The organism is Paenibacillus yonginensis, from assembly GCF_001685395.1.
GTDB lineage: Bacteria > Bacillota > Bacilli > Paenibacillales > Paenibacillaceae > Fontibacillus > Fontibacillus yonginensis.
Genome location: NZ_CP014167.1, coordinates 3,595,936 through 3,610,973, shown reverse-complemented (window position 1 = coordinate 3,610,973; position 15,038 = coordinate 3,595,936). Strand labels below are relative to the sequence as shown.

Sequence of the window (15,038 nt, the reverse complement as noted above, 5' to 3'; positions counted from 1 at the left end):
TAGGAGCGACGCTTCGAAGGAGGGTAATGCAGTGATAGAAATCGAAAAGCCAAAAATTGAAACCGTAGATGTTAACGAAAATGGTACTTACGGGAAATTCGTAGTCGAGCCGCTGGAACGTGGTTACGGTACGACATTGGGCAACTCGCTTCGGCGCATTTTGTTGTCCTCTCTCCCGGGTGCTGCGGTAACTTCGGTTCAAATCGATGGTGTTCTTCATGAATTCTCAACGATTCCTGGCGTAAAGGAAGACGTTACGGAAATCATTCTGAACCTGAAAGCTCTCTCGCTCAAAATTCATTCGGACGAGGAGAAAGTGCTCGAAATCGATGTTGAGGGCGAGGGGGTTGTCACTGCAGGTGATATTCGTGCGGATAGCGACGTTGAAATTCTGAATCCGGATCTTCATATTGCAACTATGGGCCCGGGCTCCAGACTTCATATGCGCATCTTTGCAAACCGCGGACGCGGTTACGTACAGGCCGACAAGAATAAACGTGAAGATCAGCCGATCGGAGTCATTCCCGTCGATTCGATCTATACGCCGATTTCCCGTGTGAACTACGTAATTGAGAACACACGTGTCGGACAAGTGACGAACTACGACAAACTCACCATGGAAGTTTGGACAGACGGAAGCATTCGTCCGGAAGAAGCGGTAAGTCTTGGTGCCAAGATTCTTACCGAGCATCTGTATCTGTTCGTTGGTTTGACTGACGAAGCGAAAGACGCAGAGATCATGGTCGAGAAGGAAGAAGACAAGAAAGAAAAAGTGCTTGAGATGACGATTGAAGAACTCGATCTCTCGGTTCGGTCTTATAACTGCTTGAAACGTGCAGGCATTAATACCGTTCAGGAGCTTACTACGAAAACGGAAGAAGATATGATGAAGGTGCGTAACCTTGGTCGCAAATCTTTGGAAGAAGTTCAAGAGAAGCTTCAAGAGCTCGGACTTGGTCTCCGTTCGGAAGACTAAGGTTCGTCTGTCTAAGCTTTTGACAAGGGAGGGAAAAACAGATGGCATACCAAAAGTTGGGACGCGACTCCAGCGCTCGTAAAGCTTTGTTTCGCGACCTGGTAACAGATTTGTTCTTGTATGAGCGTATCGAAACTACTGAAGCTAAAGCTAAAGAGGTTCGTTCGATCGCCGAGAAACTGATTACAAAAGCTAAACGTGGTGACTTGCATGCTCGTCGTCAAGTTGCAGCTTACGTTCGTCGCGAATCCATCGACGGAGAGCAGGATGCAATCCAAAAGCTTTTTGCTGAAATCGCACCTCGTTACAACGAACGTCCAGGCGGATACACTCGTATCCTGAAGCTGGGACCTCGTCGTGGTGACGCAGCTCCAATCGTTTATTTGGAACTGGTTGACCGTGCGTAAGGTTACCTTTCTAACCTGGCTGTAATGATAAACTCTCTGTAGCAGCTGCCGCTTGGCTCAGCTATCGGAGAGTTTTTCTGTTTAAGCTCCCTCCAGAACGAGGATGAACAAAATGTGGAGGACAACAAGTTGCGTAATTTATTGATGACAGTCTGCTATGACGGCACCAACTATTACGGGTTTCAGACCCAGCCGGGCGGCAATACGGTTCAGGATTGTATTGAAGAGGCCATCAAGGGATTAACCGGCGAAGTTATCAAAATCCATGGCTCCGGCCGCACGGATGCCGGTGTGCATGCCCGGCAGCAGCCGTTCCACTTTATGACCTCGTCCAAAATTCCGATTGAGCGCTGGCGTATGGCGTTAAATGGCCGTCTGCCTGCGGATATCCGTATTATTGAGGCTGCCGAGGTGCCGCTTGATTTCCACTCCAGGCGCTCCGCCAAACGGAAGACCTACCGGTATACGATCAACGGTAACCGGGTGCCGGATGTGTTCTGGAGGAACTACCAGCTTCACCACCCCGGCAAGTTGGATACTGCCGCCATGCGCGAAGGACTTCGTTATCTTGTCGGTACACACGACTTCACTTCGTTTGCTTCCCGCCATTCGACCAAAGCCAGCCATGTCCGCACGATTTATGAGGCCACACTTGAGGTCGAAACCTCTCCTGTTTATTCTGGCTCAAATGAGCAGGGTATCATTCATATTTTGCTCACTGGGAATGGATTCCTTCAGCATATGGTCCGTATTATTGTCGGCACACTGCTTGAGGTAGGCGAGGGGAAACGCAAGCCGGAGGATATAAAAACCATTCTGGAAGCAGTCAACCGCAAAGCGGCCGGTCCTACTGCGGAGAGCAAAGGTTTAATGCTTTGGAGTGTAGAGTATGATGCCATAGAGCTAAAAGGAAATGAGGAGCGCTGTTAAATAGCTGTTCCTTTGAAACCTCATCCTGATCTTTACGTATACTTTACAAAAGACCAAGGAGGGCTCCATTATTATGAAATGTCCCGTTTGTCATGATGTGCGTATGAAGGAAATCCAGAAGGATGGTGTTTTGATCGACGTTTGTCCGGAATGCAAAGGCGTGTGGCTGGACCGCGGGGAGTTGGATAAGCTGCTTGGCGGGATCCGCGAAATTCGTCCTGCCTTTAACGAATGGACAGAAAGCCGTGGTTATGATGGGGATGACCGCCGTTATGATCACGATGAGGACAAACGCCGCTCTGCGGATCCTTCCTATAAGCAGGACAAAGGGTATGACTCTCACTCAGGGCAGGGGCACTTTAAGCGCAAGAAGAAAAAGTCGGTTCTGGATGTGTTCGGAGATTTGTTTGATTAATTGATAACAACGCCAAACGCCCAACGTCTCCCATGGCCGATTCTCTTGTTCTACATCGGGCTTTTAGCAGGTGGGAATTTCTCAGGTTTAATCTGAGTTTTCAGTGGAATAAATGCGCGAAAAAGCTTGCGTATTTACTTTTTATCCTGTAGAATATAAGTTGTGTTTTCTTGATGGCTATCCCACGGCCCCCAGTCAAGAGACGCGTTAAAATGTTTAACAATTTAGCTTTATCTAACTATGAATAATCAACGAACGAACATAAATATACGGATGATATGGAACGGTTATACCGGAGATTTGCCCGTATACTAAAAGACGATTTGTGATGAGAATGAAGGAGGATCTTTTCATGCGTACCACCTATATGGCGAAGCCAAACGAAGTTGAGCGCAAATGGTACATCATTGACGCTGAAGGCAAAACTTTGGGTCGTTTGGCAAGTGAAGTAGCTGCGCTGATTCGCGGCAAACACAAACCACAATTTACTCCTCATGTGGACACTGGGGATTTCGTAGTTGTAATAAACTCCGAGAAAATTGCTTTGACCGGCAAGAAAATGCAAAACAAAAAATACTACCGTCACTCCCTGCATCCAGGTGGTTTGAAAGTGACAGTAGCTCAGGATCTGCTTGCTACTAAACCTGAACGTGTGATCGAATCCGCTGTACATGGCATGCTGCCTAAAACACGTCAAGGCGAGAAAATGAAGCTGAGACTGAAAGCATACGCTGGCACTGAACATCCACATGCAGCACAAAAACCTGAAGTTTACGAACTTCGCGGATAATTAAAAGGGAGGACAGTTTCATGGCACAAGTACAATACTATGGGACAGGTCGTCGTAAACATTCGGTAGCTCGTGTTCGCCTTGTACCGGGTGAAGGACGCATTGTCATCAATAAGCGTGATATCAACGAATATTTTGGTTTGGAAACTCTCAAACTGATTGTCAAACAACCTTTGAACCTTACTGAAACTTTGAACAGCTACGACGTTATCGTTATCGCTAACGGCGGCGGCATTTCCGGTCAAGCCGGTGCAATCCGTCACGGTATCTCCCGAGCTCTGCTGAAAGCAGACCCTGAGTTCCGTCCTGCTTTGAAGAAAGCCGGATTCCTGACTCGTGACCCACGTATGAAAGAACGTAAGAAATACGGCCTCAAAGCAGCTCGCCGTGCTCCTCAGTTCTCGAAACGTTAATATCCCTTGTGTATCAAGGATTCAGAAGCCCTTGGCCTTATGGCCAGGGGTTTTTGTTTTGCCTTCAAAAGGTGCTGTGAGCTAATTTTGATCCTTATTTTTAGGAATAGGATTGACATAATTTAGGGGTAATGGTACTTTAATTTTAACAATTCACATTAGTTTAGTAGGACTTGCTTGCATTAAAGGGTTAGAGAATTTATGCATGGGGGAGCGATTAGGATGAATTTACTCGAGAAAGAGCAGCTGATTGCGGAGCAAGCGGTGAAGCTGGAGAATGCCAGCGCGCAGGAGGTTATTGCCTGGGCCGTCGAAACATTTCCGAACATTACTTTCGCCTGCAGCTTCGGGGCCGAAGACGTTGTTCTGGTCGATATGTTGCAGAAGATTAGCCCGAAGACCGATATTTTTTATTTGGATACCGATTATCATTTCAAAGAGACTTATCTAACCCGGGATACCTTGGCTGAGAAATACGAAATTGATTTTGTTCGCGTATCTCCTTTGCTTACGCCGGAAGAACAGGCTGAGCTGCATGGGGCGGAGCTATGGAACAGCGATCCTACCGCATGCTGCAACATTCGCAAGGTGGAGCCCCTTACTCGTATTTTATCCAAGTATGAAGCCTGGATTACAGGCATCCGTCGTGATCAGGCGCCGACCCGCGCCAATGCCAAGAAGATTGAATATGATGTGAAGTTTGGGCTGGTTAAATTTAACCCGATTGCCGATTGGACCTCGGACGATGTATGGAACTATATCCGCGAGAATGAGGTTTTTTACAACCCGCTGCATGATCAGAATTACCCAAGCATCGGCTGTGAGCAGTGTACACGTCAGGTGATGCCGGGTGAGGATCCACGAGCGGGCCGCTGGTCAGGCTTTGAGAAAACAGAATGCGGATTGCATAAATAAGGGGGCGCGCAAAGGATGACGGCAATTTTACCTCATGGCGGTACTTTGGTGAACCGGCTCAGCGAAGGCGCCGAGCGGGAAGAGCTTTTACGGAAAGCGGCGGACCTGCCGCGTATTGCAGTCAGCAGCTGGGCTGTATCGGATCTGGACTTGATCGGGGTCGGCGCCTTCTCGCCCTTGACGGGCTTTCTTAATGAAGAGGATTACCGTTCTGTCGTGAATGAGATGCGTCTGGCGGACGGCACGGTCTGGAGCATACCGATCACCCTCTCCGTGACGGAGGAGGAGAGAGAGAGCCTTTCTATAGGCGGACATGCCGCGTTGGTGGGGCAGTCAGATGGGATCATCTATGGATTGATCGAGGTTCAAAGCATCTACAGCGTAGATCAGCAGGAGGAAGCTCGCAAGGTGTTCAAGACGGATGACCCTGAGCATCCTGGCGTAAAAAAGCTTTCTGAGCGCTCGCCCCTCTACGTGGGCGGTCCTGTCACTGTGCTGAACCGTCCGAGCCCCGAACGTTTCCAAGAGTTTTATTTTGACCCATCCGAAACCCGTCGGATCTTTGCCGAGAAAGGCTGGAGAACCGTAGTTGGCTTCCAGACCCGCAATCCGGTACACCGCGCTCATGAATACATCCAGAAGAGCGCCATGGAAATCGTGGATGCCTTGTTCCTTAACCCGCTGGTCGGAGAAACCAAATCCGATGACGTTCCTGCTGATATCCGGATGAACAGTTATTTGGTGCTGCTGGAGAACTATTATCCGCAGAATCGGGCGTTCCTTGGCGTGTTCCCGGCAGCTATGCGTTATGCGGGTCCTCGTGAAGCCATTTTCCATGCCCTGGTTCGCAAAAATTACGGCTGTACCCACTTTATCGTCGGACGTGACCATGCGGGTGTCGGCGACTACTACGGCACGTATGAAGCTCAGGAGATTTTCAGTAACTTTACGCCGGAAGAGATCGGTATAACGACGCTGTTCTTTGAGCACAGCTTCTTCTGCTTGAAATGCGGCAGCATGGCCACCAGCAAAACCTGCCCGCACGGCAAAGAACACCATCTCACTCTTTCCGGCACTAAAGTTCGTGCGCTGCTGAGGGACGGACAATGTCCGCCTCCGGAGTTTACGCGTCCGCAAGTAGCCGAAGTGCTCATTAACGGAATGTCCAAACAGGCCGTGCAATAACCCTTAAAATCGGCATATTTGTCCACCTTGTCCCATATAGATGATTAGAGTCTATATGGGTACGGAGGTGGTTTTTTTATGAAGCCAAGAAAAACAGTTACGCTGTGGATTTCCCTCAGCAACCTCAAACGAATCTTGTTCAGCGCCGTTCTCCTTGCCCTGCTGGCGGGTGTCCTGTTTTATGAGGTTCCGGTACAGAAAGTCTCCAATTATTGGAGCCTGCCGCTTGCAGGTAAAGTTATTGCGCTGGATCCGGGCCATGGGGGGCCGGACGGGGGAGCGGAAAGCCGGGACGGCATTATCGAGAAGGATATCAATCTCTCCGTGGCGCTGTACCTGCGGGATTATCTGCAGCAGGCCGGAGCCGTCGTTTATATGACGCGTGAGGAAGACAAAGACCTGGCCAATCCGGACACTAGCAGCTACAGCAAACGGAAAACCGAGGATTTGAAGAAAAGGGTCCGCCTGATTGAAGAGAAGGAAGCCAAGCTGATGGTCAGCATTCATATGAACAGCATTCCTTCGAGCAAATGGAGAGGCGCGCAGACCTTTTACCATCCCAGCCACCCGGAAAGCCAGGCTCTGGCCGATTTAGTCCAGGAGGAGCTGCGCACCAATCTGGAAAATACCGACCGTGTAGCCAAAAGCGCCGATTACGTTTATCTGCTCAAGGAGCTCAAGATTCCTTCGGTGCTGGTCGAAGTCGGCTTCCTCTCCAATCCGGGTGAGTCCAAGCTGCTTGGAGATGAAGACTATCAACGCAAAGTGGCCGCCTCTATCTATAAGGGCATTCTCCGGTATGAGGCCGGCGAGAAAGCGAAACCTTCCACTTGATTAGGCGAATCATGTATAATATAAAGCACATTCTAAATAGTCACAGCTTGAAATAGAACAAATAGAGGTGCTTTCATGATTACAAAAGAGTGGGTTCTGGCCGCTTTGAGACCGGTTGCAGACCCGAGATTTGAACAGAGTTTGGTCGAAATGCAGTGGATCAGAGACGTCATGGTGAAAGAGAACCGCATTTCGTTGACGGTCGTGACGGCAGATCTTTCTGATGATATGAAGAGCAGGCTCGATAATGAGATTAAAGCCCGTCTTACCCAGGCTGGCGCGGTTGAACTTCATGTCCGGTACAGAGAAGCGTCAGACAGTGAACGGGAAAAAGTCGGCTTGCCTCCGGCAAACGGCGCTAACGACAATGAAGTGGGACCCGGAGGCGGCAGTCTGAAGGGGCATGGCGTAGGCCTTGAGAAGCTTCCGCTGATGGATCCGGCCTCCGGTGTGACTTTTATTGCTGTAGCCAGCGGCAAGGGCGGGGTGGGGAAATCCACCATTACCGCTAACCTGGCCGTGGCGCTTGCCCGTCAGGGCAAACGGGTCGGACTGATTGACGCTGATATTTACGGCTTCAGCATCCCCGATATGATGGGCATCGAGGAGGCTCCGCAGGTAGAAGACGGCGTGATTATGCCGGTTGAACGTTTTGGCGTCAAAGTGATGTCGATGGGCTTCTTTGTACGGGAAAATAACCCGGTCATCTGGCGGGGACCGATGCTCGGCCGGATGCTGCGCCAGTTCCTGGCGGACGTCAACTGGGGCGAGCTGGACTTCCTGCTGCTTGATCTGCCTCCGGGCACGGGCGATGTAGCGCTGGACGTGCATCAGATGCTTCCGCAGACCAAGGAGATCATCGTGACTACTCCGCATGCTACTGCAGCGTTTGTGGCCGCCAGGGCGGGTGCTATGGCTTTGCAGACCGATCATGAGCTGCTTGGCGTGGTCGAGAACATGGCATATTACGAATGTTCCTCCTGCGGGGAACGCGACTATATATTCGGCCGGGGCGGGGGAGCCAGATTGGCTGAAACGCTGCATACTGAGCTGTTGGCTCAAGTGCCGCTTGGCGCTCCGGACAACCATTTGTCCGAGCCGGATTTTTCGCCTTCGGTTTACAAGGCAGACACCAAAACGGCAGCTATTTTTGCCGAGACAGCTGCCCATATCATCGAAAAATGCAAAAAGGACTGACCCGAGGGTCGGTCCTTTTTGGCATGGTACGCCCAGCATGGGCGTCATCTCTAGGGTGAAAGTCCCGAATGGGGGCTGGCGAGCGCCTACCATTAGCCAAGGGCAAGGGTGTCCATCGTGAGGTGGAATCTGAAGGAAGCCGGAGGCAAAAGCACGAGCCAAGGTACACGAACTGGATTTGAGGCAGGAACAGTCGGATGAGTTGCCCATACACAACGAAATCCAAAGCCGCCAAGGGCTAATCCTGTAGACTCCAGTGGTTGCGGGCGGAAAGATGACGTTCTTATCTGGGGAGGCCTGCCGGATAGGCAAGAAAAAAAAAACTTGTAACCGTAGCCGAGAGGCTACGCTGAACCGGCAGGAGTCAGCAGAGGCCATAGTACGTAAGCTGTTGCAACAGCCTACGGAAGGGCTGAACCGAAAGGAGAGAGGAAACCGATGCGTTCGTACGAAGAGCAACGACAGCAGAATATCTCGCCAGAGAGCTTGCGGCAAAGAGAAGCGGTGAAGCCGCCAGGGTATGCCGGAGCGCCGAGTTCTTTGTCGGCACAAGTCGCCCCTTCCTCTCGCGAAGCAAAGAACAACTTGCTGGAGCGAATGCTCGAAGGAGATAACCTTCGGCTCGCCTATAAACGAGTGGTAGAGAACGGAGGAGCGCCCGGTGTGGACCAAGTAACGGTAGCGAATCTACAAGCTTACTTGAAAACACACTGGGAATCGGCGAAAGCTAAACTTCTAGCAGGTACCTACAGACCTGCGCCAGTCAAACGGGTGGAAATCCCCAAACCCGGAGGCGATGTACGGCTGTTAGGCATCCCGACCGTGATGGACCGCTTTCTCCAGCAAGCCCTTTTACAAGTCATGAACCCGATCTTTGACACGCAATTCTCGTGGTATAGCTATGGCTTTCGACCGGGAAAGAGTGCCCACGACGCCGTGAAACAAGCCCAAAGATATATCCAAAGCGGCCTGAGATGGGTCGTGGATCTCGATCTGGAGAAATTCTTTGACCGGGTAAACCACGACATACTGATGGCAAGAGTGGCGCGGAAAGTGGAGGACAAAAGAGTGCTGACACTGATCCGTGCCTACCTGAACGCTGGAGTGATGGTAGATGGAAAGCTGGAGCGCAGCCGAGAAGGAACGCCGCAGGGTGGGCCCCTGAGTCCGCTTTTAGCGAACATATTGCTGGATGACTTGGACAAGGAGCTAATGGAACGAGGACTGCGATTTGTCCGCTATGCGGACGACTGCAACATCTTCGTCGCCAGCAAACGTGCGGGCGAACGCGTCATGGAGTCGGTAACACGCTTTGTAGAAGGAAAGCTGAAACTGAAAGTGAATCGAGAGAAAAGTGCGGTAGACCGCCCGTGGAACCGAAAGTTCCTCGGCTTTAGTTTCCTGAGGGACAAGAAAGCGACAATTTGTTTAGCCCCACAAACCATCTCGCGATTCAAGGAGAAGGTACGGGAGCTGACGAGCCGAACGCGGTCGATGTCCATGGAAAACAGGATTATGCAATTAAACCGCTACCTCATCGGCTGGATTGGATATTTCCGAATCGCATCGGCGAAGAGCCACTGTGAAAGATTCGACCAATGGATTCGCAGGAGATTACGCATGTGCCTCTGGAAACAGTGGAAACGGGTGGGAACCCGAATCCGCGAACTGCGAAATCTAGGCGTTCCAGAGTGGGCTTGCTTTGCGATGGGCAACTCTAGACGAGGTGCATGGGAAATGTCCCGAAACACAAACAACGCCCTTCCGACTTCCTACTGGGAAGCGAAAGGGCTGAAAAGTTTGCTTTCTCGTTATTTGGAGCTTTGTTAACCTTTTGGAACCGCCGTATGCGGACCCGCATGTACGGTGGTGTGAGAGGACGGGGGGTAGTCACCCCCTTCTACTCGATCTGCTTTTGAGGTGTTGGCTGTTGGCTGTTGGCTATTGGCTGAAGTTCAGTGGATGTAATCGGCAGGCTTCACAAGATTATGAGCTTCCGCTGCCGCCGTTTCCACCACCGCTGCCGCCATTGCCTCCATTTTCTCCGCCGCTGCCTCCTTGGCCTTCTCCACCCTGGCCGCCGCCCTGCTGGTTCTTGTCGACCTCAGGCAGAAGTTGTTCCTGAACTACGGTCTTCAGAAGGTCCATCACTTCCATTTTAAACAGCGGATTCTGCATGGCTTCCTGCATGATCGTCATGGTTTGTTTGCGGTAATCGGATGTTTTGGTCAAATCCAGAAACATTTTGGCTACTTCAGGGGACTTCATAATATCCATCACGGACTTTTGATAATTCGGATCTTTAATCAGCTGCATATGCAACTCTTTGCTTTGCGTGTTGATCACCTTGGCGAAGTCACCGGCAAATTGAGGATCCGTCATAATCTTTTCGATTTCTTTTTTGTATTCGGGTGAGGTCATGGTTTCTTTGACGGCGAGCCTCACATCGTTGTAGGTTTGATTGGGCAGCAGCATTTTGATGCCTAATGTTCCTGAACCTCCTGAACTTCCGGAGCCAGAAGAGCCGCCGCCTTCGCTAGAACCGCCTTCACCGGAACCGCCGGATTCGGAATCACCTCCGGATTCGGAACCCGTGCTGCTGGAGCTCATGCCGCTGGATGTTCCGGAAGTCGAGGTGAGGGATTCCATAATGGCTTTTCGGCCCTCTTCGGTTTTTAAAATATCAATCACCATTGATTTGGTTTCTTTATAACCCCCTTGAGCCGGGGGGGATGAACTCTGCTCGGAACCGCAAGCCGTAAGGGGGATGATAAGTGAACAGATAAGACATAGCGTTCGGCAGTAATGGGTTGCTTTCAAGGTTCGCTCCTCCTTTGCTTATGCTGTAGATAGTATGCGAACGGGAAAAATGAATTATTCCTGAGAATAAAAAACAACCCCGGAGTGCATCCGGAGGTTGTTCTAAAGGTTTTTATCCAAGTATGTTGCAGCAGTCTTTGCAGTATGCTCTATGGGCTTAAAATCCAATACCGGCGGCTGTTTCGAATTCCCGGCGGATCCAGGCCTGGTCCTTGACCTCTGAGCCTTTCGTGCTGGCCTGATCCAGCAGGTCGGATACGGAGACGAAGTCATAACCCTGGGCCCGGAGCTCATCGATGATCGCTGGCAGCGCTTCTTCCGTGTATTTGGCAATGTCGCTGGCATGCAGCAGCACAATGTCACCCGGATGGGCTTTCGATACGACGCGGTTCACGATATCTTTGGCCCCTTTGTTCATATAATCCTGAGAATCCGTATCCCACTGGATAACGGTATAGCCCATTCCATCGGCAATACGCAGCACTCTTTTGTCAAAATCACCGTTAGGCAAACGGAGCAGCTTTGGCGCTTCTCCGGTCAAATCGGTCAGGATCGTATGAGCTGACTTAAGCTGGTTTGTGATTTCTTCTTCCGAAAGCTGGCTGTAGTTCTCGTACTTGTGGCCATGGCTGCCGATTTCAAAGCCTTGACTCTGGATGTCTTTTACGATTTCAGGATGCGTTTGGCTCCATGGGGAGGAGAGGAAGAAGGTCGCCTTCTGCACTCCTTTGTCCTTCAGCACTTTGAGGATTGGTTCAGCACGTTTCTCGCCCCAACTGATGTCAAAAGTGAGCGCAATCATTTTCTTCTCCGTGGATACGCTGTAGACGGCGGAAGGGTTGCTTTCTGAAAAAACGGTAATATGGTCACTTTCCATATAAACGACGCCAGCTGCCAGCAACGCTGCGGCAAAAATGAAGAAATACCGTTTGATTTTTTTTTCCGCTAAATACATAAAAAAAGTTATTCATCTTGCGGCTGCACCCTCTCGTTATCAGATTTGCATTATGGATTTGTACAAGTGTATGCTCGTACCGATTAGGTTTATGACTGGCCCTCGTCCTATTCGGTGATTAAGTTAACGAAGGAGAATGAAGATGCCTAAATTACAATTATTTCGTTATAAAGGAGCAATGCTGCTATCGCTGGGTTTATTTGTGGCGGGACTTGTGCTAGGAAGCTTGAATGCTGAATTTCTGCAGTCCTTGGTAGCCGGGGAGGTTGATAAATTGCGGGAGATCAGCGGCGGGCTGGCTGCAAATAAACATCCTGAACTTCAGTTTTTTGTGTTTATATTTCTGAACAATGTCATTAAAAGCGTGCTTGTCATTTGGCTTGGGGCTATTTTTGGCGTATTGCCTGTCCTGTTTCTGCTGCTGAACGGTCTGGCTTTAGGGTTCGTGGTCTCAGCCAGCGGAGCGGCGGGAAATGATCTGGGCGAACTGATCGTAAAAGGGCTGCTGCCGCATGGTATTATTGAAATTCCTGCGCTGCTGATTGCCTGCGGGTATGGTTTGCAATTCGGCGGGATAGTCTGGAGCAGTTTGTTTTCGGGAGGCGGCAGAAGCGACCGGCCGAGAAGGGAATGGAGGAGTTTCCTTTCCTCCGCCGGGGGAGCTACCCTGTGGGTTGTGATCCTTCTTGCAATCGCGGCTTTAATTGAAAGTACAGTAACCTACAACCTGATGCGCAATTAATTTCCTGGGCGGTTCATAAATTTCCCAAAAATTGAGCATAACAGTAAAGCAATTCCCAAAAGTGGTTGATCTGCTTCGCAGCAGGTTAATCAAAGCGTACCGGGGATTAAAAGTTTAAGGAGGAATTACATCATGTTGGGTATGCTGTTTAATGACAAAGAATGCAGAGAGCTGGATTACGTGCTGCGCAAAGAACTCGACGAGATGCTGCTCGATCTCAGCGATCAGAGACTAGACCAGGATATTCGCAGTGCCATTGCCAAAAGATACAACACTATATTTCGTATGTATGCCCGGTTTGCCCCTTCCAAGGAATTATCCAAGTACGCGCGCCGTACCCGTGTTCAAGCAAAACCCTAAGTATAAATCCTGAACTGTAATGGGAGCTTAATAGACTGAACTAAAGAGATATACCGCCGAACGTCAGCACCTAGAACAGGATCTTTAGTTCAATCTATTTTTATAGGTTGACACGTAAGCAGCAACTATGTTAAATTAACACTCGTTCTGATTTTGCAAGAACAGCGAGTTACCATTTGGATTATGGGGGAGCAACTTCTCTTTCATAAAAAAACTTTAAAAAAAAGTCTTGCAATAATCGACAAAGTTATGTTATATTATAAAAGTCGCCGCTGAGATGCGGTGAAGAACGAAAGCGAGTCAAAATCGCTGGTTTGATCTTTGAAAACTGAACAACGAGTGAGAAATAAATGAGATATTTTGGGACGGATTTGAAATCCATGTGGATTTCAAATTCGCTCCGATCTCGTCAGATTCAAAATGAGCTAAACAAACACTTTGAATGGAAAACCTACCGCCTTCGGGTGGCAGGGACCTTTCATCTTTATTGGAGAGTTTGATCCTGGCTCAGGACGAACGCTGGCGGCGTGCCTAATACATGCAAGTCGAGCGGAGTGGATCGGGAGCTTGCTCCTGATCCACTTAGCGGCGGACGGGTGAGTAACACGTAGGCAACCTGCCTGCAAGACTGGGATAACTACCGGAAACGGTAGCTAATACCGGATACGCAAGAGAGTCGCATGACCTTCTTGGGAAAGACGGAGCAATCTGTCACTTGCGGATGGGCCTGCGGCGCATTAGCTAGTTGGTGAGGTAACGGCTCACCAAGGCGACGATGCGTAGCCGACCTGAGAGGGTGAACGGCCACACTGGGACTGAGACACGGCCCAGACTCCTACGGGAGGCAGCAGTAGGGAATCTTCCGCAATGGACGAAAGTCTGACGGAGCAACGCCGCGTGAGTGATGAAGGTTTTCGGATCGTAAAGCTCTGTTGCCAGGGAAGAACGTCGGGTAGAGTAACTGCTATCCGAGTGACGGTACCTGAGAAGAAAGCCCCGGCTAACTACGTGCCAGCAGCCGCGGTAATACGTAGGGGGCAAGCGTTGTCCGGAATTATTGGGCGTAAAGCGCGCGCAGGCGGTCATTTAAGTCTGGTGTATAATCCCGGGGCTCAACTCCGGGTCGCACTGGAAACTGGGTGACTTGAGTGCAGAAGAGGAAAGTGGAATTCCACGTGTAGCGGTGAAATGCGTAGAGATGTGGAGGAACACCAGTGGCGAAGGCGACTTTCTGGGCTGTAACTGACGCTGAGGCGCGAAAGCGTGGGGAGCAAACAGGATTAGATACCCTGGTAGTCCACGCCGTAAACGATGAATGCTAGGTGTTAGGGGTTTCGATACCCTTGGTGCCGAAGTTAACACATTAAGCATTCCGCCTGGGGAGTACGGTCGCAAGACTGAAACTCAAAGGAATTGACGGGGACCCGCACAAGCAGTGGAGTATGTGGTTTAATTCGAAGCAACGCGAAGAACCTTACCAGGTCTTGACATCCCCCTGACCGGTCTAGAGATAGGCCTTTCCTTCGGGACAGGGGAGACAGGTGGTGCATGGTTGTCGTCAGCTCGTGTCGTGAGATGTTGGGTTAAGTCCCGCAACGAGCGCAACCCTTGACTTTAGTTGCCAGCAGGTAAAGCTGGGCACTCTAGAGTGACTGCCGGTGACAAACCGGAGGAAGGTGGGGATGACGTCAAATCATCATGCCCCTTATGACCTGGGCTACACACGTACTACAATGGCCGGTACAACGGGAAGCGAAGGAGCGATCTGGAGCGAATCTTTAGAAGCCGGTCTCAGTTCGGATTGCAGGCTGCAACTCGCCTGCATGAAGTCGGAATTGCTAGTAATCGCGGATCAGCATGCCGCGGTGAATACGTTCCCGGGTCTTGTACACACCGCCCGTCACACCACGAGAGTTTACAACACCCGAAGTCGGTGGGGTAACCCGCAAGGGAACCAGCCGCCGAAGGTGGGGTAGACGATTGGGGTGAAGTCGTAACAAGGTAGCCGTATTGGAAGGTGCGGCTGGATCACCTCCTTTCTATGGAGTACCTCGCTTCCGCAGCGAAGCGGTACAAATACCGCGAAGAAGGATGCTCTC

The 15,038-nt window shown here is 50.5% G+C and carries 14 protein-coding genes, 1 rRNA gene and 1 pseudogene; 14 read left to right on the top strand and 2 right to left on the bottom strand.

Annotated elements, in window-relative coordinates:
- Positions 1-31 precede the first annotated feature (31 nt).
- The 11 genes from AWM70_RS16440 to ltrA all read left to right on the top strand — a co-directional run bounded on the left by AWM70_RS16440 (position 32) and on the right by ltrA (position 9,892).
- Positions 32-976 carry a DNA-directed RNA polymerase subunit alpha gene (locus tag AWM70_RS16440; protein ID WP_068698193.1) on the top strand — a complete coding sequence of 315 codons (945 nt, stop codon included), beginning with the start codon at positions 32-34 and terminating at the stop codon, positions 974-976.
- A gap of 41 nt (positions 977-1,017) precedes the next feature.
- Positions 1,018-1,383, top strand: a complete 366-nt coding sequence (rplQ, locus tag AWM70_RS16435) for a 50S ribosomal protein L17 (RefSeq protein WP_068698191.1) — start codon at positions 1,018-1,020, stop codon at positions 1,381-1,383.
- 129 nt (positions 1,384-1,512) lie between these two features.
- Positions 1,513-2,313 carry a tRNA pseudouridine(38-40) synthase TruA gene (gene truA / locus AWM70_RS16430; protein WP_068698189.1) on the top strand — a complete coding sequence of 267 codons (801 nt, stop codon included), beginning with the start codon at positions 1,513-1,515 and terminating at the stop codon, positions 2,311-2,313.
- Positions 2,314-2,386: 73 nt separating this feature from the next.
- Positions 2,387-2,728, top strand: coding sequence for a TFIIB-type zinc ribbon-containing protein (locus AWM70_RS16425; protein WP_068698187.1), 342 nt, complete (start codon positions 2,387-2,389; stop codon positions 2,726-2,728).
- A gap of 352 nt (positions 2,729-3,080) precedes the next feature.
- Positions 3,081-3,518: a 50S ribosomal protein L13 gene (gene rplM, locus AWM70_RS16420; RefSeq protein WP_068698184.1), complete on the top strand. Its 438-nt coding sequence runs from the start codon at positions 3,081-3,083 to the stop codon at positions 3,516-3,518.
- A 20-nt stretch (positions 3,519-3,538) separates the two neighbouring features.
- Entirely contained in the window at positions 3,539-3,931 is a 393-nt protein-coding gene (gene rpsI, locus AWM70_RS16415; protein WP_068698182.1) for a 30S ribosomal protein S9, read from the top strand.
- A 222-nt stretch (positions 3,932-4,153) separates the two neighbouring features.
- A complete protein-coding gene (locus AWM70_RS16410) occupies positions 4,154-4,846 on the top strand; it encodes a phosphoadenylyl-sulfate reductase (protein ID WP_068698180.1) in 693 nt (230 codons plus the stop codon).
- 15 nt (positions 4,847-4,861) lie between these two features.
- Positions 4,862-6,031, top strand: coding sequence for a sulfate adenylyltransferase (gene sat, locus AWM70_RS16405; protein ID WP_068698178.1), 1,170 nt, complete (start codon positions 4,862-4,864; stop codon positions 6,029-6,031).
- 78 nt (positions 6,032-6,109) lie between these two features.
- A complete protein-coding gene (gene cwlD, locus AWM70_RS16400; protein ID WP_068698176.1) occupies positions 6,110-6,865 on the top strand; it encodes an N-acetylmuramoyl-L-alanine amidase CwlD in 756 nt (251 codons plus the stop codon).
- Between the two features lie 75 nt (positions 6,866-6,940).
- Positions 6,941-8,062, top strand: a complete 1,122-nt coding sequence (locus tag AWM70_RS16395) for an Mrp/NBP35 family ATP-binding protein (RefSeq protein WP_068698175.1) — start codon at positions 6,941-6,943, stop codon at positions 8,060-8,062.
- Positions 8,063-8,500: 438 nt separating this feature from the next.
- Positions 8,501-9,892 (top strand): group II intron reverse transcriptase/maturase, encoded by a 1,392-nt coding sequence (gene ltrA / locus AWM70_RS16390; protein ID WP_068693337.1) that lies wholly within the window; start codon positions 8,501-8,503, stop codon positions 9,890-9,892.
- A 156-nt stretch (positions 9,893-10,048) separates the two neighbouring features.
- Here the strand turns inward: ltrA and gerD are convergent, their stop codons facing one another.
- The gene (gene gerD, locus AWM70_RS16385) at positions 10,049-10,882 is read right to left on the bottom strand and encodes a spore germination lipoprotein GerD (RefSeq protein ID WP_068698173.1); all 834 of its coding nucleotides are present in this window, start codon (positions 10,880-10,882) and stop codon (positions 10,049-10,051) included.
- A gap of 157 nt (positions 10,883-11,039) precedes the next feature.
- Positions 11,040-11,853: pseudogene (pdaB, locus tag AWM70_RS16380) on the bottom strand (polysaccharide deacetylase family sporulation protein PdaB).
- Between the two features lie 126 nt (positions 11,854-11,979).
- On the opposite strand from pdaB, the gene AWM70_RS16375 reads away from it, so the two are divergent.
- From AWM70_RS16375 to AWM70_RS16365, 3 genes are all read left to right on the top strand, one after another.
- Complete coding sequence (locus AWM70_RS16375; protein WP_068698169.1) at positions 11,980-12,579, top strand: stage II sporulation protein M; 600 nt, start codon at positions 11,980-11,982, stop codon at positions 12,577-12,579.
- 132 nt (positions 12,580-12,711) lie between these two features.
- Positions 12,712-12,939 carry a hypothetical protein gene (locus AWM70_RS16370; protein WP_068698167.1) on the top strand — a complete coding sequence of 76 codons (228 nt, stop codon included), beginning with the start codon at positions 12,712-12,714 and terminating at the stop codon, positions 12,937-12,939.
- Between the two features lie 484 nt (positions 12,940-13,423).
- Positions 13,424-14,978 (top strand): 16S ribosomal RNA (locus AWM70_RS16365).
- Positions 14,979-15,038: the final 60 nt, after the last annotated feature.

What these genes read in the sequence shown, in the direction of transcription:
- AWM70_RS16410 (WP_068698180.1), top strand. Translation starts at nt 4,154, where the DNA reads ATGAATTTACTCGAGAAAGAGCAGCTGATTGCGGAGCAAGCGGTGAAG.
- AWM70_RS16375 (WP_068698169.1), top strand. Translation starts at nt 11,980, where the DNA reads ATGCCTAAATTACAATTATTTCGTTATAAAGGAGCAATGCTGCTATCG.
- cwlD (WP_068698176.1), top strand. Translation starts at nt 6,110, where the DNA reads ATGAAGCCAAGAAAAACAGTTACGCTGTGGATTTCCCTCAGCAACCTC.
- rplQ (WP_068698191.1), top strand. Translation starts at nt 1,018, where the DNA reads ATGGCATACCAAAAGTTGGGACGCGACTCCAGCGCTCGTAAAGCTTTG.
- AWM70_RS16370 (WP_068698167.1), top strand. Translation starts at nt 12,712, where the DNA reads ATGTTGGGTATGCTGTTTAATGACAAAGAATGCAGAGAGCTGGATTAC.
- AWM70_RS16425 (WP_068698187.1), top strand. Translation starts at nt 2,387, where the DNA reads ATGAAATGTCCCGTTTGTCATGATGTGCGTATGAAGGAAATCCAGAAG.
- sat (WP_068698178.1), top strand. Translation starts at nt 4,862, where the DNA reads ATGACGGCAATTTTACCTCATGGCGGTACTTTGGTGAACCGGCTCAGC.
- AWM70_RS16395 (WP_068698175.1), top strand. Translation starts at nt 6,941, where the DNA reads ATGATTACAAAAGAGTGGGTTCTGGCCGCTTTGAGACCGGTTGCAGAC.
- ltrA (WP_068693337.1), top strand. Translation starts at nt 8,501, where the DNA reads ATGCGTTCGTACGAAGAGCAACGACAGCAGAATATCTCGCCAGAGAGC.
- rpsI (WP_068698182.1), top strand. Translation starts at nt 3,539, where the DNA reads ATGGCACAAGTACAATACTATGGGACAGGTCGTCGTAAACATTCGGTA.
- rplM (WP_068698184.1), top strand. Translation starts at nt 3,081, where the DNA reads ATGCGTACCACCTATATGGCGAAGCCAAACGAAGTTGAGCGCAAATGG.